This window comes from Simkaniaceae bacterium (assembly GCA_021734805.1).
In the GTDB taxonomy this organism is placed as follows: domain Bacteria; phylum Chlamydiota; class Chlamydiia; order Chlamydiales; family JACRBE01; genus Amphritriteisimkania.
Window position 1 is genome coordinate 17,188 of the sequence record JAIPIG010000015.1, and the last position, 17,806, is coordinate 34,993.

The following is a 17,806-nucleotide window of genomic DNA, read 5'->3' on the forward strand; positions in this document are numbered from 1 at the left end:
GCAGATGGCCCCAAAAATTTACAAAATCGAGGATAAGGCATTGGCCTTATCCAGATCGGAAGGAAGATCGATCCCAAGCGTTTCAAATGCCGTTTCAAATACTTGAATCGATAAGCCGTGATAGAGGAAGCCGAGTTGCTCTAACCCTTCGATTTCTTCGAGATCGGAAGAGGGTAGAGTGGCAATGACTTCAAGTGCCCTTTGAGAATAGGCATACAGACCGATATGTTTATAAAGAGAGATAGGGCGATTGGATCGATTAAACGGAATCGAATGGCGCGAAAAATAGAGGGCCTTCCCATCAGAGCGCGTGACAACTTTCACAACCGAAGAATCGGTGAGTTCATCAGCACTATCAATACGCTTTTTAAGCGTCCAAATATCACTCTGATCATTGTGATCACTAGGGAGCAAATCCTGAATGATATCGGCATGAATAAAAGGCTCATCGGCTTGCCAGTTGACCCATATATCACCTTTGATCTCTTTTTTCTGCATCACTTCAATCAGACGCCTTGTTCCATTCGCATGGTGACTGCCGCTTATCTGCCAAGTTCCGCCAAAAGAATCAATTAAGCGCGCAGTTTTTTCATGATCAACGGCAAAGCAGACATCATCAAATTGAGGGCAATGGTTAGCGCTCTCCCACACCCATTGTAGCATGGGCTTACCCTGAATCAATTTGAGGACTTTTTCAGGGAATCGACTCGAATTGAGACGTGCCGGAATGATACACACTACACGGCTTTTGCCAATCATTCGTATCTCACGGCAATGGTTTTATATTGTTGATTAACCCAATCAAAATAGGTCTTGCTCTTCACTCTTTCTACCCAATCTAAATTATTGAGATACCATCGAATGGTTTTCCCCATCCCTTCTTCTAAAGAATGCGTCGCAACACAACCGAGCTCTTTTTTCATTTTGTCGGTATTGAGAGAGTAGCGGAAATCATGACCGGGTCGATCGGACACAAAAGTGATCAAGTTTTTATATATTTGCGGGTCCGTTTCCGTAATGTTGGCAAATTGATCGATAAGCAAGTGAAGCAAATCAATATTTGCAATCTCTTCATTCGAAGCGAGATTATAAACATGTCCATTGACCCCTTTTTCCAAAACACAGATCAAAGCCTTTGAGTGGTCATCGACAAACATCCAATCGCGTACGTTGCGGCCATTGCCATAAAGGGGAAGCGGTTTTCTCTCCATACAATTGAGAATCATCAACGGAATAAATTTTTCCGGATATTGACAGGGGCCATAATTATTCGATGCATGGGAAATAGTTACAAACATCTCGTATGTTTCATGATAAGCAAAAGCCAAGTGATCTGCCGCAGCCTTGGATGCCGAATAAGGAGAGCGGGGGCGATAAGGGGAATCTTCATTGAATTGTCCTTCATCTCCAAGAGAGCCGTAAACCTCATCGGTCGAGACGAGATGAAACTGGATGCGCGGCCTTTCCCTAACGAGTTCCAGTAAGCTTTGCGTCCCCAAAATATTGGTCTCTAAAAAAGTGCGCGGGCTTTGAATGCTTTTATCAACGTGCGTTTGGGCAGCAAAATGGATAATGATATCAATTTGATACTCATCATCGAGGCGTCTGAGAAGGCGGCTATCTTGCACATCGCCCTGATAGAATTGATACCGCTCATCAAAATCATAACCGCTTAAATTATCCAGATTACCGGCATAGGTGAGAAGATCTAAGTTAATAATGCGCCCTTGAAAATCGCCCTGATTGAGCAAACGGCGAATAAAACTGGATCCCATAAATCCCGCTCCACCGGTCACTAAAAGAGTCGATTGTTTTAGTTTATTTAGCATAATTCACCTCGCTGATGGGCATTGATGAGATAATCTCGCAGAGCCTCTCGATAATGGCGCGGACTCTCTCTCACCATCTCCTCATATTTTTTTGTCGATAATGCCGAAAAACCGGGCCGCATTGCCTGAAAATCAAATGCTGTAGAATCAACCGGAACAATATTTTCTACTTGAAGTGGCATGTTAAGTTGCTTAGCTTCGTTGAAAATAGCAACCGCCCATTCATATCGACTTTTGACTCCACGATTTGCAAAGTGGATTAAACCTTGTGCATCGAGCAGCTCTAAACTCGCCTTTGCCAAATCACCCGCATACGTACTTGTTCCGATCTGATCATCGACAACTTTAATGTCTCGATTTTCCGACATACGTTTTAAAATTGCCGTCACAAAATTCCCCTTTCCAAAACCATAGAGCCATGAAGTGCGAATAATCAAAGCCTTTGGCAATATGTCGAGCAATCGCCACTCTCCATCCCTCTTTGTCATTCCATAGATGTTAAGGGGGTTCGATTCAGACTCCTCATCATACATGAAGTGCGACTTCCCATCAAAGACATAATCGGTTGAATAATGGATTAAATGACAATTCGCCGCCTTTGCATGTTCGGCTAACCGCTCGACAAACCGGATATTGACCTCGATTGCCTCATCACGATCTTGTTCTGCAAGATCAACCGCCGTATATGCAATGCAATTGATGATATGAGAGTATGCAGCAAAGTCATGTGACATAAAGGCCATGACTTCGCGGTAGCCGACCCACGTATAATCGATCCCCCGAATCCCCATCTCACTTGCGAGATGAGATCCCAACATCGAACGTTTACCAAGCAGTAAAACTCTCACACCACCTCACAAAATCGGGGGCTATTGAGGTCTCGCTCAGAAAGGCTCTTCGCTTCCACAGGCCACTCGATGCCAATCTCCCGGTCGGCATAGAAAAAGCCCTTTTCGGTCTCCGGGGCATAGAGACTACTTACCTTATATTGTACATGAGCCTCTTTAGAAACGACGCAAAACCCATGCGCAAACCCTACAGGAACAAAGAGTTGATGGCGATTAGCATCATCCAGATACACCCCAATCCAACGCTTAAACGTGGGCGAATCTTTCCGAATATCGACCACCACATCATAGATCGCGCCATGATTCACACTCACAAGCTTAGCCTGCCCCGGCGTGGTCTGAAAATGCATCCCTCGAATAGTCCCCTGTTTAGAAAAGGAATAGTTGTCTTGAACAAATTCGACCCCCACTCCAAACGCGCGGTAACGCTCTCTCTGATAGCTTTCGTAAAAAAAGCCTCTTTCGTCCGTAAACACCTTAGGCTTAATTAAATAAACACCTTTTAACTCTAACTCTTCAGTCTGCATAGGGCACTTTTCTCTGCTGTTTTAAGCGCGCGAGTATAACTTCTTCATTAAAAAGAGACAACAATCAACTGCAAACACTTAAATAACAATGCATTATGGCATACAACTTATTTTTGCATTTAGATGCAAAAATAACATCAAAATGTTATAATTAATATTTAATACAATAATAAGGGGATTAAAATAATGAAAATCAATACAAACTGTATTTCAATAAGTGTTGTAGATGGTAACACCTCAAAAGTTGACTACAAACAAGCAACAGGCCTCGTTGAAAAGCTATTAGTTATCATACAGAAATTTTTCGGGATGGCTAGGACAGTGAATAGTTTACCCCGTTCTTTAGCCGGCAGATCACAGATTCATTTTACTGCGTCATTTAATAAAGAACATGGAAGCGCATTGGTTAAATTGTTTTATCAAATAATCATGGGTTCAACTCCATCTGATACTCTCAATAATAACCAGATGATTCAAAAGGTAGAAAAGCATCTTACCGATGAGTGTAATGGGAATAGTCAAAGACAGCATTTTTATGATTCATACAAAAATATTCCCTCTGCACTAAGATCAATGTTAGAAAAAAAAGAGCATTTTTAATTTTTTAATAACAGCCAACTTGCATGGCGCTTAGTGGTTTGATCGCGCCGGTAGGAATAGTAGTGCTTGGAATCGCAATGGGTGCAAGCTTGTGCACTTTCTATATTTGATTCTAAAATCCCCTCATTCATCAGCTGCCATTTGGCAATCTCCCACAAATTAAAATAGCAGTCTTTTTCTTGAAATTTCCAAAAGCTTTGTGGAAACTCTTGTCGGTAATGGATAAATTGTGCATGATCCGGACCCAGTGATGGCGAGAGACACACGATCAAATTTTTAGGATCGACACCACAACTTATTTTCAATTTTTCCACAGTTATTTTGTAAATATTTTTCACCTGCCCTCTCCACCCACAATGCACATTTGCAATGACTTGTGTGATGGGATCATAGAAGAGAGCCGCTTGGCAATCGGCATGAAACACCATCAGCGCAACCCCTTTATGAACAGTGATAAGACCATCGCAATGATCGATTGTTGTTAAACTGTTTAAAGACTTTTGAACAAGACTCACATGCGCTGAATGGACCTGTTTTCCTATCACGATTTGATTCAGAGAAAAATTCTCTTTAAGCCGGGCCATTCCTTTTTCAATACCGCAATGAATGGATGCATCAAAAGAACTATCCTCGGGCAGCGAGCGCAAGACAACCCCATGTTCAACCTCAGGAAAAGCGAGAAGCTTTTCAAATTGCCCTATCCTCAAATCTTTTTTTTGCTCAATGATCATGCCGACTCTAAGCACATGCCAAAACCGCCGTCTTCTCCTCCATTTAGTGAAGGGATCATATTTAACGGTGCGCCCCTTAACTTGAGCCCATGCTCCTCTGCAAAGTGGAGCAGCCCCTCGTTTTCCTCTTGAATGACGCTACATGTCATCAGCCAAATTTGCCCCTGAGAGGAGAGCAGTGCTTTTGCTCTCAGTAAAAGGGCACGCTGCAAATCAATTAACCGGTGGAACTCTAGCGCGTCGAGCCGGTATTTAGCTTCCGGTTTTTTATGCAGTACACCTGAGTTAGAGCAGGGGACATCTAAAATAATCAGATCAAATAGGTGATCAAGGGGATACGCTCTCCCATCGCATTCCGTGAAAGAGGCTTTGATTTTTAAACGGGCAAAATTTTCCTGCAAACGCTTGAGACGCAAGGCAGAGATATCATTGCCAATCAGTTGAGCTTGGGGATAGAGACGCGCTGCTAAAGAGAGTTTGCCTCCCGGCGATGCGCATAAATCTAAAATCGATTTGGGTTGAAAGCCCGGCTCATATAGCCCCATCATGAGGCGTATCGGTGTGATATTTTGAACATAGGCTCCCTCTAATTTCAAGAAATCGAGGAGTTGATCGCTCTGAATGAGTTCATAGACACTACATGCCTCAAAAGAAGCTATTGGTTTGAGCCCTTCTTCTTTAATAGGTTGATTAAAACGCATCATCACTTGGGGGCGATCGAGGAGCGCGCGGTATAACACCTCATCGCGCGGTAGTTTTTCTAAGATAAATGGAGGAAGGCTATATTCGAGACCGGGATCCCTCAGCGAAGTTGTCAAATCAGTTTCGGGAAGTTTGCGCAACAAGGCATTGAGAAACTTTGCCTGAAATGCCGAATAGTCCTTTGCCAAGGCAACACTCTCATCGACAATCGCATAAAGGGGAATGCTAGCCATATGCAGATGCTGATACAGCGCGAGCTTTGCAATCCAGCGCAGCGCGATCTTAATTTTGAGTGGCTTGTGTTGGTTGAGCCTCTCAAGAAGAACACCTAATTTAAGGCTATGTTTTAGCGTGCCATAAGCCATCTCTTTTGCTTGGCGCCGCTCTCTCTCATCGCCCTCCCCACAGGATGCAAAAAAATCAGCCAAGTTTCGATCTTGAAAATGAAACTCGAGAAGAGCGGATAGAGCGAGTTGTCTTGCTGTCATGGATTACTCCCGGTATACCGGGAGTAATGGTATAATTGTCATGATTAATAATCCACACATCACATTATCTCGACTTTGTACACTTTTTGGCGCGATTATTGATTTGATGGGCAGGGACCACTTCGATTGCAAGGTGGATTCGAACGTTGTGGCGGTGGCGGTGGATTGCTGCGCATATTGGCCCGGTTCATGCCCCCTTGGCGCTCTTGCATATTGGAATTTTGCATTCCCTGACGATTGCCCATCCCTTGCTATTGAGGAGAAGATGGAGTGCGCGCATTTTGTATGACCATTTCGACAGCTTCATCAGGAGTTAGACCTTTATATTTAGGGGATTTAGAAAGCAAAAGGGCAAGGGCTTCGGCCCTTTGATCCCCCGTAAAATTCCCACAAAACACCCTTTGATGTAAATCAGAGAGCTGCATTGCAAACTCTTGTTCAGCCGGAGATAGATGAGAGCAAAGAGGCGCTGAGGTTCTTTGAACGGGTAAAACATCGGGGGCTCTTGAGAGAAGATCAGAACAATAACCCGTTAATGCTAAAGCAATGATTAGTGAAGACAAGGATAACTTTTTCATAGCGGCACTCATTTCGGTTATATACCGCTCGCGATTCAAGAGTTGTTTTTTTTGTCGCCGGCATCCCCGCTTGGTCGATTTACCTCACCTCTGCCTATTGTCAATAGCGCATCGGTTCGGTAAAAGGCCTTCGGCCTGATCGACCATCGGTGCGCCGGCTTCTAAAAATTCCAACTCTTGAATCACTCCCGGTATATTCCTACTTATTCATTAATTTACTTTTTTTAACAAGCTTGATACTCCTAAAAAGGATACTAAAAATATATAAATGAGGTACCTCATGACTGATCGCCCCTTAGAATGTAATCAATGTAAAAAGCAGACAAAGATTGTCTATAAGGAAGTAAAAGGGAAAGAGGTAACGGTTTCTCATGCATGTGAAGATTGCCCTGTCATCAATGCGAAACTCTATCAGGGCAAAAAAATTAATAAAGAGACTGAGATTACCCATGAAGAGCAAAGCTTACGCTGCTGCCCCCGCTGTAACACCTCAGTCGACGCCATCACCATGGGATGCTATATCGGTTGCTCCGAATGCTATGTCATTTTTAATGATCTTATTATTGAACAGCTGACAAAGCTCAATCGGATTAAGGATCTCCCGAAAAAAAATATCACCTACTCCACTGTCGTTCTCCATAAAGGCCGCTCACACCCTCAAGTTTCAAATGCGACATGCGATAAACTCGATGAACTCAACTTAGCCCTCGATACTGCAGTCAAGGAAGAAAATTATGAACAAGCAGCTTGGCTTAGAGATCGAATCAATACTTTAATGGAGGAGTCAACCCATGAATAAATATAATCTCCCTCTATCCCTACTGAAGCACACACCTTGGGACTCGAATTTAACTCCTATTTGGCCCGCCTCAACATTTATATTGCAGCGCAATCTCGCCAACATGCTTTTCCCGGAACACCTCTCCACGACGGAACTCTCTCATGTCAAAAATATCATCAGAACCGTCTTGCTCAAATCGAAAATCCTCATCAATCCGGTATTTTTAGATGCCGATTGCCTCTCTCAAAATGATCGAGATTTTTTACACGAGCATTTTTTCACTCTACCGGAAATGAAATCTTTTGGTGCCGGGCAGGGATTTTGCATTGATGAGACAAACTCCATCCTCATCTCAGTCAATTTTATCGATCATTTATGCATTCATATCAAAGATTCAAGTAGCAAATGGGAAGAATCGTTTCAAAAACTTATGGCACTTGATCAGGAGCTCAATTCGCTGCTTAAGTTTGCTTATTCAGAGCAATTTGGGTTCCTCACTGCCGATCCTACACAATGTGGAACGGGGCTTATTATTGAATCGCTATTACACCTCCCCTTACTTTTGCACTTGAAAAAACCGATTGATATTATGAATCATATGGATAATGGCATCATGCTCTCGAGTTTATCGCGCAATCTCGATTTTACGGGCGATATCGGGATGATTCAAAACATCTATACCCTAGGGATTAGTGAAGATCAAATCCTTGATCTACTCCACACAAATGCTTTAAAACTGATGCATCTCGAACGAGAGTTGCAATCCAAGCTAGTTGAAAAGCCTTCAACACAAATTAAAGATCGCATCTCTAGAGCGATCGGCTCTCTCACAAATAATTATCAGATTGATGCGAAGGAAGCACTCTCCTCCTTAAGTCAAATTAAACTCGGTATCCAACTTGGATGGGTCACAGGTATTGATTTAAACAAAATCCATCACCTGTTCTTTCAAGTACAGCGCGCTCATTTGCTTTATGCAATGGACGCGCCTAATGATCTTTCGGAATTGAAAGAACACCGATCCTCTTTTTTAAAAGAAACACTGAAGGACCTCTCGATCACAATTTGACTTTGTGAAAAAAGCATTTGATCTTTTATCATCTCAATTAAATTGAATGGATGAGTGATATTGCCATGCCCTATCAACCCATTATGGGAACTTTAGGTTATATTTTATCTCCTGATCAGGAGCGCGTTTTGCTCGTGCATCGCATCGCGCGCCCAAGTGATGATCATTTGGGGAAATATAATGGCCTCGGTGGAAAAATGGAACGCGATGAAGATATCTATACCTGCATGCGACGTGAAATTTATGAAGAAGCGGGCATTGAATGCCGCGAGATGCAACTGCGGGGCACAATTAATTGGACTAATTTTGGCCCCAAAGGTGAAGATTGGCTCGGGTTTATTTTCCTTATTACGGCATTCGAGGGAACTCCTTTTGATGAGAGCCCCGAAGGGCCTCTTGAATGGATTCCCCTCGATCAAATCTCAACCCTTCCCATGTGGGAGGGCGACCGTTACTTTCTTCCGCTCATCTTTGATCAAGACCCCCGTCCTTTTCACGGCTATATGCCGTATGATCGGGATAAACCGCTATCCTTTCAATTTTGTCGCTAAAAACTTTTAGGAAGGCGATGTATGACAGCACTCATTCTTTTGATGGGAGGCGATGGAAAGAGGCTTTCAGCTCAACACCCTAAGCAATTTCTTCGCATCGATGGCGAGCCCATTTATCTCATCACATTGAAAAAATGCCTGGCAGCACACCCCTTTCAACAAATCATTTTATCCACTCATCCCGAGTGGATTAAGTCTGTACAAAAAGAAATACGAGAATGGCCCCACGTCATGGTCATTAAAGGAGGGGCATCGCGTCAAGCCTCCTCTTATCTAGCGCTTCAACAGTGCGCTTCTTCTATCGAATTTGTCATGATCCACGATGCTGTCCGCCCTTTTATCACCCCTGAGATCATTCAAAAAAATCTCGATGCAGTCAAGCGGTATGGAGCAGTCGACACGTGTATCCCGGCTACAGATACGCTCATTCAATCTCGAGAAGGAGACACCATCGAGGCAATGCCTTCCCGCTCCTCACTCTATCAGGGTCAAACCCCTCAAACATTTCGCCTAGATCTCATCCTAAAGGCCCATGAATGGGCCCTCTCCAAGGAACTCGTCGATCAAACGGATGATTGCCGCCTTGTGCATGCCATGGGGAAACCGATTCATATCGTACTCGGTTCACCCCAAAATTTTAAAATTACAACTACATTTGATTATGAAATGGCCTCTCTCTATCACCGTATCCATCAAGCCGAATGCAAACCAACCCTATCTTTGAAAAATAAGCGCTTTGCTATCCCCGGTGGGCATGGAGGCATTGGACAAGCTATTTGCGCAGCGATCAAAGCTTCTGAAGGCATTGCAATTCCCCTCCCTCGCGCTGACCTAAAAGATCCTGAAACGATCAAAAAAACATTTCAACAACTGGGCGCACTGGATGGCCTCATCAATTGCATGGGATCACTTATCGTCTCTCCGTTGCATCAATTAACCGGTCCCATGGTCGATCAAATGGCCTATGACAACTACCTCTCCTTAATGCACTGCTGCCGAGTCGCAGACATCCAACAAGGAGGGCATATCTTAAATATCGGCTCCTCTTCATGGAGTAAAGGCCGCAAAGATTTTATCGTCTACTCGAGTTGTAAAGCCGCCCTTGTCAACTTTACACAAGGGCTAGCAGAAGAGCGCCCCGAGCTTTATGTCAATATCCTCTCCCCTTCAAGGACAAATACGCCCCTGAGACAAAAATATTACCCCAATGAGGATCCAAACACCCGACTCAAACCATCCGATGTCGCAAAGCGAGTGATCGATATCTTGTCTTCACAAGTTACCGCCCAACACTTCATACTTCCACATCACATAGAACTATAGATATAAAAAATAGGTCTTACTATTTCTGCCTTATTCACATAATCATACAACCCTTGAATTATACCTGTGTTATAACCGAGGATCGTTGATACGTAATTTTATGAATCTGAATGAAAAAAGAGAATGAGACTTGATGGATTTGAACCATCGACCCTCTCCTTAAAAGGGAGATGCTCTACCGCTGAGCTAAAGTCTCATTACGTTGACCCCAAGGGGATTCGAACCCCTGTTGCCAGGATGAAAACCTGATGTCCTAGACCGGGCTAGACGATGGGGCCAATAATTTAGAATCTGGTTGGCTCCTCTATTTAATAGAGGTGCCCGCTAAACATAGGCCAAATTTTACTGAAGAGACCTATTTTTTCACAAGTGATTTATCTCGACTTTGTAACTTTTTGAGTTTGAGAGCCTCGATATACCGAAATGAGTTGAAGAATTGGGGTTTTAGCTTTGATGGCGCTTCGAATTTTTATCAGGCTTTAGCCGGCTTAATTTTTTGATCCTATTGAAGATAGGTCAAAAAATTAAGGGTAAAAAGTCGAAGATGCCGGCGAAGATAAAAACCAATTCTTCAATTTATTTCGGTATATATTTGTTTTCGGGGGGTTATTTAAACTAGAGAGTGGGTTTTCTACCCCTTCCTAGTTTAAATAATCTCCCGGCTCGACCATAGGTCGAGAGCAAAGTTTAAACAGAGAGGATTTCTTTTTCTCTTTCGGCAAATTTCTCATCAATTTGCTTACAAAAGTCATCCGTTAAAGTTTGAACTTCCTTTTCCATTTTTTTGACTTGGTCTTCCGTAAAATCACCGTCGCTTTTTTTCTTTTTGACCATATCGTTGGCTTTTCTACGCACTTCGCGGATGGAAATTTTGGCTTCTTCCGCTTTTTTCTTACCCAACTTCACGATATCTTTTCTCACATCTTCAGAAAGCGGTGGAACGGGAACGCGCACGGTATGTCCATCGACAATCGCTTGGAGATTTAAATTCGCCTTCTCAATGGATTTAGCAATCGCTCCTGCCGTTTGAGGATCAAAGGGTGAAATCATTAATTGACGCCCTTCGGACACAGTGACATTCCCAAGACTTTTGATGCTCATGTGTGTCCCATAGACTTCAACTTGAACTTCATCGAGCATACCCGGATTGGCTCGGCCTGTTCTTAAATGTTTCATCTCTTTTAAAAAATGTTGGAAAACCTCTTCCATCATTTTCTTTGTTTCTTTTTTTACATCCATGATCGTTATTCACCTTCAGTTACAATGGTTCCAATGGGTTCTTGATATAACACCTTTAATAACGCTTCTTTTGAAAATAAATTGACAACTTGAATCGGAATTTGGTTTTCGCGGCACAAGGCGATCGCCGTTGCATCCATCACATTGAGTCTTTGATTTAAGACATCGTTATAGGTCAATTTGGAAAAAATTTGAGCGTCAGCATATTGTTTAGGATCTTTATCATAAACACCATCTACTTTTGTCGCCTTAATTAAAATCGAGCAGTCCATTTCAATCGCTCGAAGGGCTGCAGCCGTATCGGTTGAAAAGTAGGGATTCCCCGTACCGCCGACAAAAAATAAAATCGTCTGATCCGATAAAAGCGCTTTGGCTTTTGCCCATTCAAAGGGCTCTGCAATGTGATTGAGCGGGATAGCGCTCATCACATGACTTTTAAACCCGAGTTTTTGAATCATTTGCGAAAGAATGATGCCATTGATCGCTGTTGCCAGCATTCCAATATGATCGGCAGGTGTTTTAGAAAGACCAAATTGTGGAGCTTGATTTCCACGAAAGATATTACCACCACCCACAACAACACCGATTTCAACACCGGTCTTTTTCATTGCAATGATTGCATCGGCAATGTGTTGACATGCAGTATGGTCAACTCCTGTGGGGCTCTTGTGATCTGCAAGAGCCTCACCGGATAACTTGAGAAGGACCCTATCATATGCTAATTGTGGCATGGGCTAGGCCCCTCTTTTTTTTATGCGCCGATTTGCCAGCGGAGGAAACGATGTAAAGTCAGAGCCTTACCCTCTTGTTTTCCTTTAGCTGCAATGACTTGTTCTATTGTCATTGAAGGATCGCGCACGTATTTTTGACGGATTAAGCACACCTGATCGAAGAATGCGTTGAGTTTACCTTCAACGATTTTATCTTGGATATTTGCAGGCTTATTTTGAACTTGATTACGAGCGATATCGTCTTCACGCGCTTTAATATCGGCAGGCACCTCTTCAGGAGAGAGATACTCGGGAAATTCAGCAGCAACGTGCATTGCAATACCGCGAGCGAGTTCTTGTTCTTGATCTGATCCGGCAATTTCCACAAGAGATAGAATTTTTCCACCCATATGTGAGTAAACACCAAAAGAATGATTCGCCGGTTTTTTAATCAGTTCAATTCTACGAATACGGAGATTTTCTCCGAGACTTTGAATTTGCTCGGCACGGCACTCGTCAACTGTCATTCCACTGCTTGTTTGGCATGTTAAAAACTGATCGAGATCTGTTGATTGGTGCTTAAGCAACTCTTCAGCAACCATTTTAGCAAATTCTTGGAAACGCTCATTTTGAACAACAAAATCCGTCTCTGCATTAATTTCAACAATGGCAATCGAATGATCGTCTTCGACAAAATTAACCATTCCCTCATTTGTCTCGCGAGACTCTTTTTTGACGGCTGAAGCCATTCCGGCTTTTCTTAGAATATTAATAGCTTCCTCGATATCACCATTGGCTTTGTCTAGGGCTTCTTTACATTTCCCCATGCCAACACCGGTACGATCGCGAAGTTCTTTAACCATTGAAGCGGTCACATTAGACATGATTAACTCTCCGTTTCTTGCGACTGTTGTTTTGATTTAGTTGGGGCTGCATATTTAGCTCGGGGAGCATGTGCCTTTCTCGGTGCAGCTTCTTCTGACTCTTCTTCCGCTTTTTCTCTGAACTCAGCACTAGTTTCACCCCTAGCTACAGCACTTGCAAAAGAGTCCTCTTTGGCTACGGGGATATTCATCTCATTTTTCTTTTGAATGATGGCGCGTGTTAAAGACGAAAGAATCAACTTGATACTCTTTAACGCATCATCGTTACATGCAATGACATGATCAATTGGATCCGGATCGCAGTTCGTATCGACTAAGGCCATGACGGGGATTCCCAGTTTTTTCGCTTCGGCGACAGCAATATGCTCTCTACCCGGATCAACAACGACAAGAAGCCCGGGCATTTTTTTCAAAGTGCGAATCCCGGATAAACCTTTATCAAGCTTTTGGTGTGTCTTAGATAATTTCGAAAGCTCTTTCTTTGTTAACCCCTCACCACCTTTAGTGATGTCTTTTTCAATTTTTTCCAGTTTCTTGACCGATTTGCGGATCGTTGTCAGGTTCGTTAACATACCGCCGAGCCATCTCTCACAGACATAAAATTCACCACACTCTTCTGCACACTCACGAACCACTTCTTTTGCTTGTTTTTTTGTTCCGACAAAGAGAATGCTCTTATGGTCCGCAACATATTCTTCTACGAGGCGCATCGCATCGCGAAGCTGTTGGATCGTTTTTGACAAATCAATAATGTAAATCCCATTGAGCTCTTTGAAAATATAGCATTTCATTTTGGGATTCCAGCGATGGCGTTGATGGCCAAAATGAGCTCCTGACTCAAGAAGGTCCTTTACTGTAACTTGTTGTTTAGTTTGTTCCAAATCATCCTCATAGTTGAACGGAGGCCGAGCTGCAATCTCCCTGCTCCAGTGCGGGGAGTTAAGCTGCCGCCGATGTGATAGCTAATTATTCCTTAACCGTCAAAAATCTCCTCTATCCATAGAGGAGATTTTTTAAATCTTTATATCTGCTGTAAACTCAAAATGACAAAAATCATCCAAAGTTTGGTTAAAAAAATACCATTCCCGGGAATTTAAAACAAGGCCGGCCCTCATTTCTCGTAAATTCAGAGCTCGACTTTGCAACTTTTTGGATCTGAAGGCCTCGATATCTTTGTTTTCGGGGGAGTTATTAAAACCGGGAAAGGGGTTTTTTACCCCTTCCCGGTTTTAATAATCTCCCAGTTCGACCATAGATCGAGCGCATGATGCGCAAAAGATCGAGGCAGGCAGACCCAAAAAGTTGCAAAATCGAGCGGTCGAATCATCTCGGTTTTGAACCTTATTTGGGAAGAAAAAAAGCCGTTAAATAAAAATATATTTAACGGCTTGAACTCGAACTTAGCGCCTGAACAGAATCGAACTGTCACTAATAGCTTGGAAGGCTATTGTTCTACCATTGAACTACAGGCGCAAAAAAACTTGAACTAAAGATTAATTCTACGATCGATTTAAATTCAAGAAAAATCAGTTCAAGAAAATCAGCCCCTTTCATATGCTGAGCCTATGCTCAAAGATGATATCCCCCAAAAGGCTAATCGCCTTTTAATGTTTATTTTAGTCATTTTTATTCTCATCGGGATTAGGGTCGTTATTTTGACGACGCTACAATATCCCTATTACTCCGAGCTGTCCAAAAAACCCCAATATAAATCTTTAATTGAGCCGGCTAATCGCGGCTCGATTGTCGATCGAGACAACCACCTCCTTGCAGCCAACCGGATCCAGTATAATGCCGCCGTCCAATTTGATGAGATCCGCACCATTCCCAAAATAGTTTGGAAGAAAAGACCCTGGAGAAAACGGGAAAAAATCCAATACCGCAAGCTCTATATTGAACGGCTCGCTTCCATCCTTGGGGAAAAACTGCATATCAACCCCCTCTATATCGAGGACATGATCTATAGCAACGCGGCGATTTTCCCAAGTACCCCCTTTATCATCAAGGAGGGGATTGATGAGGCCACTTATTATGAACTGCGCATGCTAGAGAGAAAAATGCCGGGGCTTAAAGCGCAAATGCAAGCCAAGCGCACTTATCCCAATGGGAAAACGGCTTGTCATGTATTGGGATATATGGGAGCCATTAATGGGAGTGAACACTTTAAAATCCTGCAAGAAATCGAGAAGCTGAGCACCTTTCTTCAAAAAAGAGAAGAGGGCCTCCCTGAAATTCTCCCCCCCAATCACAACACCGTTGAGTCGGCAAGACGACGTCTGGCAGAATTAAAAGAGAAGTCCTACTCAATTACCACTTCTATCGGAAAAGCCGGGATTGAAAAGTGTTTTGATACCGAACTGAGAGGCTACTATGGCAGAAAAAAATATGAAGTGAATACACATGGCCATCTCATCAGAGAACTCCCCGATTCATACCATGCAACGCCCGGAAAGCGCTTTTATCTCAACCTCTCGACTGAGATGCAAACCTTGGCTGAAGAGCTTCTCGCTCAACATGAAATCAAACGAGACCAGAGATTTCGCATCGCGGGTAAGAATCACAATTTGATTCATGCCCCTTGGATTAAAGGAGGCGCTATCATCGCTATAGACCCAAAAACGGGAGCTATCTTGGCTCTTGCCTCATATCCCCGTTTTGATCCGAATGACTTTATTTTTTCCGGAAGTCATGAGGAAAAAAAAGCTAAGCAAGTCAACATTGCAAAGTGGCTGGAAACACCTCAATACATTGGCAAAATTTGGGATGGCAAATGCCCTTTAGAGCGCGAATTATTTTCTCCTCTCAAAGGGGGATACTATACTCAAACGCAACAGCTGGATTGGGAAACCTATCTCGATTATATTCTATCTAAAAATTCTCAGGTCAAAGCAGCTCTTAAAAACGTCTCTTCAATTAAAGTCTCTCTTCAAATCCAAAAGCTGTGCCAAACTCTCATCGACTTATGCGATGATGCCCCGTTCAATATCATCATTGACCTTCTCTACTCCGGAGAAAAAAGCCGGCTATCTCGACAGTCTACCGATATCATCACACTCCAGTACACCCAAGATTGCTTCTTAAAAAATGCGGAACAAATCAGCCATATTAAACTAGCCCTTGATCCCTATTTATTAGGCCTCGACTATAATGACGATAAACTCCTATTCCTTGACTTATGCCGTTTGGTCTCCCCTTTAGAGCGCTTTAGCAGTGCGCTCATTGAAGTGATGCAAGATTTTTCTTTCTCGGAATATCGCCGCCTCAATCAGGCCTTTGCTCAAATCGAAGATCATCTCAAACCCTTAATCCGCGATCTCTACAAACAGGAAGATTTTCTTCAATGGAGACAGACGCATTTTAAATCCTACTTAAAAGAAATGCGGCAACGGGAAAAAGAAAACAAGACCTATCAAAAACCCTATCTGGAATACTTAACGCAAAAAGAAAAGGAACTCTTCACCGCGTTTTATGACAAAAATCGATGGCAGTTTATCGCCGCTTTCCTATCTATTCCCTTACCTCATGAGCCAACAATTGATCTCTATTGCAAGGCGTGCACTCAACTCTCATTTAAACTGATTCAAGCGGAATCCGATTTCCAAGTTTTGCGCCATACCCTCAAGCGCTTTGCTTCTGACGAAGCCCTTGCTCTACTTCAATCTTTTGCTACTTTTGACGATTTAAACGCCCCTCTCTGGGGCTATTACCATCTCAGACATATCTCTTTGCAAAACGAAACACAAAGAGAACTTGCCATGCACTTTTACCCCTTATCCGGATTTGGATATGCCCGCTCTTATGCCTTTCAAGAGTCCGCCCCTTTGGGATCCATTTTTAAAATCATCACCGCACTCGAATCGCTAGACCAAATCTATTCCCCGGATCGACCCGATAAACTCAATCCTATGACAATTATTGACAATTCCGACCCCAAAATGAAGGAGAGAGCCAAACAGATCCTCGGCTATCATGTAGACGGGCGTAAAATCACCAGGCATTATCGAGGAGGACGCCTCCCCGCCAGTTACAAAAAAGTGGGTAAAATTGATTTGCAAGGAGCTTTTGAATACTCGAGTAACATTTATTTTTCCCTCTTAGCCTCGGATATTTTAAAAAAACCAACAGATCTCACGCGCCTGTCCAGACAAATGAGTTTAGGTGAAAAAACAGGGCTCGATCTTCCCGGTGAAGTGCGCGGCATCCTTCCTACTGATATTGTCGATAATTTAACGGGACTTTACGCTCTTGCAATTGGACAACATTCCATGGTTGTGACTCCTATTCAAACGGCAGTGATGATGTCTACCGTAAGCAATGGGGGCAGAGTCCTCAAACCCGAAATGATTCATAAAATTGAAAGCGAGCAGCATTTTCATGAACGCAATTTGACCCGCCAATATTTCCCCTATAAAGACTATCTCAACTCCGTTGGAATCGATTTCCCCCTTTTTACGGAGACCGTTGAAAGGGAGAAAAAAATCCTATCGCACCCTATTTGCCCCTCTATTATTCGACAACTCAACTACCCGAAAGAAGTGAAACATTATTTATTTGATGCGCTCTATCGCGTGCTGAATGGAGCCCATGGCTCTGCACGTCCCGGCGCCATTCATGGTCTACTCGAATCACATATTGAAAAAAAACAATATAGCCAAACCATTAAAAGCATGATCGGCAAAACGGCAACAGCTGAAATCCTCTATAAACCTTGTCTTGACCGCGCTTTTAAACCCATTATCTGTAAACACATTTGGACGAGCGCCGTCTCCTTTCGCCCGGATCCCGCCACACAAAAACCCAACTACGACGAACCTGAACTTGTCGTCATTGTCTACCTAAAATTTGGCGATTTCGGGAAAGAAGCAGCGCCACTCGCCGTAAAAATGATTCAAAAATACCGCGAACTATCCAAAGATCTCTAAAAAAGACTAGACAAAAGATCCCGG

The 17,806-nt window shown here is 43.1% G+C and carries 17 protein-coding genes and 3 tRNA genes; 6 read left to right on the forward strand and 14 right to left on the reverse strand.

Annotated features, from left to right (window positions below):
- Nucleotides 1-18 precede the first annotated feature (18 nt).
- From kdsB to rfbC, 4 genes are read right to left on the reverse strand one after another with little or no spacing between them, the layout of a single operon-like run.
- Nucleotides 19-759: a 3-deoxy-manno-octulosonate cytidylyltransferase gene (kdsB, locus tag K9M07_04065; GenBank protein ID MCF7852403.1), complete on the reverse strand. Its 741-nt coding sequence runs from the start codon at nt 757-759 to the stop codon at nt 19-21.
- Nucleotides 756-1,829: a dTDP-glucose 4,6-dehydratase gene (rfbB, locus tag K9M07_04070; GenBank protein ID MCF7852404.1), complete on the reverse strand. Its 1,074-nt coding sequence runs from the start codon at nt 1,827-1,829 to the stop codon at nt 756-758. Before rfbB ends, kdsB begins: the two co-directional genes overlap by 4 nt.
- Nucleotides 1,823-2,677 (reverse strand): dTDP-4-dehydrorhamnose reductase, encoded by an 855-nt coding sequence (gene rfbD / locus K9M07_04075; protein MCF7852405.1) that lies wholly within the window; start codon nt 2,675-2,677, stop codon nt 1,823-1,825. Before rfbD ends, rfbB begins: the two co-directional genes overlap by 7 nt.
- Nucleotides 2,674-3,204, reverse strand: a complete 531-nt coding sequence (gene rfbC / locus K9M07_04080) for a dTDP-4-dehydrorhamnose 3,5-epimerase (protein ID MCF7852406.1) — start codon at nt 3,202-3,204, stop codon at nt 2,674-2,676. Before rfbC ends, rfbD begins: the two co-directional genes overlap by 4 nt.
- A gap of 186 nt (nt 3,205-3,390) precedes the next feature.
- On the opposite strand from rfbC, the gene K9M07_04085 reads away from it, so the two are divergent.
- On the forward strand, nt 3,391-3,804 hold the full coding sequence (locus K9M07_04085; GenBank protein MCF7852407.1) for a hypothetical protein: 414 nt from the start codon (nt 3,391-3,393) through the stop codon (nt 3,802-3,804).
- Here the strand turns inward: K9M07_04085 and pgeF are convergent.
- The 3 genes from pgeF to K9M07_04100 all read right to left on the reverse strand — a co-directional run bounded on the left by pgeF (nt 3,801) and on the right by K9M07_04100 (nt 6,303).
- Nucleotides 3,801-4,535, reverse strand: coding sequence for a peptidoglycan editing factor PgeF (pgeF, locus tag K9M07_04090; GenBank protein ID MCF7852408.1), 735 nt, complete (start codon nt 4,533-4,535; stop codon nt 3,801-3,803). The two genes, K9M07_04085 and pgeF, sit on opposite strands and share 4 nt — an antisense overlap.
- Nucleotides 4,532-5,725, reverse strand: a complete 1,194-nt coding sequence (locus tag K9M07_04095; protein ID MCF7852409.1) for a methyltransferase domain-containing protein — start codon at nt 5,723-5,725, stop codon at nt 4,532-4,534. The genes pgeF and K9M07_04095 overlap by 4 nt, the downstream gene beginning before the upstream one ends.
- A 251-nt stretch (nt 5,726-5,976) precedes the next feature.
- Complete coding sequence (locus K9M07_04100) at nt 5,977-6,303, reverse strand: hypothetical protein (GenBank protein ID MCF7852410.1); 327 nt, start codon at nt 6,301-6,303, stop codon at nt 5,977-5,979.
- A gap of 280 nt (nt 6,304-6,583) precedes the next feature.
- Between K9M07_04100 and K9M07_04105 the strand changes: the two genes are divergently transcribed.
- The 4 genes from K9M07_04105 to ispD all read left to right on the forward strand — a co-directional run bounded on the left by K9M07_04105 (nt 6,584) and on the right by ispD (nt 10,027).
- Complete coding sequence (locus K9M07_04105; protein ID MCF7852411.1) at nt 6,584-7,102, forward strand: UvrB/UvrC motif-containing protein; 519 nt, start codon at nt 6,584-6,586, stop codon at nt 7,100-7,102.
- On the forward strand, nt 7,095-8,153 hold the full coding sequence (locus K9M07_04110; protein MCF7852412.1) for a hypothetical protein: 1,059 nt from the start codon (nt 7,095-7,097) through the stop codon (nt 8,151-8,153). The genes K9M07_04105 and K9M07_04110 overlap by 8 nt, the downstream gene beginning before the upstream one ends.
- Nucleotides 8,154-8,218: 65 nt before the next feature.
- Entirely contained in the window at nt 8,219-8,704 is a 486-nt protein-coding gene (locus K9M07_04115) for an 8-oxo-dGTP diphosphatase (GenBank protein ID MCF7852413.1), read from the forward strand.
- Nucleotides 8,705-8,725: 21 nt separating this feature from the next.
- Nucleotides 8,726-10,027: a 2-C-methyl-D-erythritol 4-phosphate cytidylyltransferase gene (gene ispD, locus K9M07_04120; GenBank protein MCF7852414.1), complete on the forward strand. Its 1,302-nt coding sequence runs from the start codon at nt 8,726-8,728 to the stop codon at nt 10,025-10,027.
- Between the two features lie 124 nt (nt 10,028-10,151).
- On the opposite strand, the gene K9M07_04125 is transcribed toward ispD, so the two are convergent.
- From K9M07_04125 to K9M07_04155, 7 genes are all read right to left on the reverse strand, one after another.
- A tRNA-Lys gene (locus tag K9M07_04125) sits at nt 10,152-10,223 on the reverse strand.
- A 7-nt stretch (nt 10,224-10,230) separates the two neighbouring features.
- Nucleotides 10,231-10,305, reverse strand: a tRNA-Glu gene (locus tag K9M07_04130).
- A 409-nt stretch (nt 10,306-10,714) separates the two neighbouring features.
- The gene (frr, locus tag K9M07_04135; GenBank protein MCF7852415.1) at nt 10,715-11,266 is read right to left on the reverse strand and encodes a ribosome recycling factor; all 552 of its coding nucleotides are present in this window, start codon (nt 11,264-11,266) and stop codon (nt 10,715-10,717) included.
- A 5-nt stretch (nt 11,267-11,271) separates the two neighbouring features.
- The gene (gene pyrH / locus K9M07_04140; GenBank protein MCF7852416.1) at nt 11,272-11,997 is read right to left on the reverse strand and encodes a UMP kinase; all 726 of its coding nucleotides are present in this window, start codon (nt 11,995-11,997) and stop codon (nt 11,272-11,274) included.
- Nucleotides 11,998-12,017: 20 nt separating this feature from the next.
- Entirely contained in the window at nt 12,018-12,860 is an 843-nt protein-coding gene (gene tsf / locus K9M07_04145; protein MCF7852417.1) for a translation elongation factor Ts, read from the reverse strand.
- A 2-nt stretch (nt 12,861-12,862) separates the two neighbouring features.
- The gene (rpsB, locus tag K9M07_04150; protein MCF7852418.1) at nt 12,863-13,741 is read right to left on the reverse strand and encodes a 30S ribosomal protein S2; all 879 of its coding nucleotides are present in this window, start codon (nt 13,739-13,741) and stop codon (nt 12,863-12,865) included.
- Nucleotides 13,742-14,262: 521 nt separating this feature from the next.
- Nucleotides 14,263-14,333: transfer RNA gene (locus tag K9M07_04155), tRNA-Gly, on the reverse strand.
- Between the two features lie 92 nt (nt 14,334-14,425).
- Between K9M07_04155 and K9M07_04160 the strand changes: the two genes are divergently transcribed.
- On the forward strand, nt 14,426-17,782 hold the full coding sequence (locus K9M07_04160; protein ID MCF7852419.1) for a hypothetical protein: 3,357 nt from the start codon (nt 14,426-14,428) through the stop codon (nt 17,780-17,782).
- Nucleotides 17,783-17,806 lie beyond the last annotated feature (24 nt).

Excerpts from the sequence above, each read along its gene's own strand:
- rfbC (MCF7852406.1), bottom strand. The coding sequence starts at position 3,204 with ATGCAGACTGAAGAGTTAGAGTTAAAAGGTGTTTATTTAATTAAGCCT.
- K9M07_04105 (MCF7852411.1), top strand. The coding sequence starts at position 6,584 with ATGACTGATCGCCCCTTAGAATGTAATCAATGTAAAAAGCAGACAAAG.
- K9M07_04110 (MCF7852412.1), top strand. The coding sequence starts at position 7,095 with ATGAATAAATATAATCTCCCTCTATCCCTACTGAAGCACACACCTTGG.
- pyrH (MCF7852416.1), bottom strand. The coding sequence starts at position 11,997 with ATGCCACAATTAGCATATGATAGGGTCCTTCTCAAGTTATCCGGTGAG.
- ispD (MCF7852414.1), top strand. The coding sequence starts at position 8,726 with ATGACAGCACTCATTCTTTTGATGGGAGGCGATGGAAAGAGGCTTTCA.
- kdsB (MCF7852403.1), bottom strand. The coding sequence starts at position 759 with ATGATTGGCAAAAGCCGTGTAGTGTGTATCATTCCGGCACGTCTCAAT.
- frr (MCF7852415.1), bottom strand. The coding sequence starts at position 11,266 with ATGGATGTAAAAAAAGAAACAAAGAAAATGATGGAAGAGGTTTTCCAA.
- rfbB (MCF7852404.1), bottom strand. The coding sequence starts at position 1,829 with ATGCTAAATAAACTAAAACAATCGACTCTTTTAGTGACCGGTGGAGCG.
- K9M07_04100 (MCF7852410.1), bottom strand. The coding sequence starts at position 6,303 with ATGAAAAAGTTATCCTTGTCTTCACTAATCATTGCTTTAGCATTAACG.
- K9M07_04095 (MCF7852409.1), bottom strand. The coding sequence starts at position 5,725 with ATGACAGCAAGACAACTCGCTCTATCCGCTCTTCTCGAGTTTCATTTT.
- K9M07_04160 (MCF7852419.1), top strand. The coding sequence starts at position 14,426 with ATGCTCAAAGATGATATCCCCCAAAAGGCTAATCGCCTTTTAATGTTT.
- K9M07_04115 (MCF7852413.1), top strand. The coding sequence starts at position 8,219 with ATGCCCTATCAACCCATTATGGGAACTTTAGGTTATATTTTATCTCCT.
- tsf (MCF7852417.1), bottom strand. The coding sequence starts at position 12,860 with ATGTCTAATGTGACCGCTTCAATGGTTAAAGAACTTCGCGATCGTACC.
- K9M07_04085 (MCF7852407.1), top strand. The coding sequence starts at position 3,391 with ATGAAAATCAATACAAACTGTATTTCAATAAGTGTTGTAGATGGTAAC.
- pgeF (MCF7852408.1), bottom strand. The coding sequence starts at position 4,535 with ATGATCATTGAGCAAAAAAAAGATTTGAGGATAGGGCAATTTGAAAAG.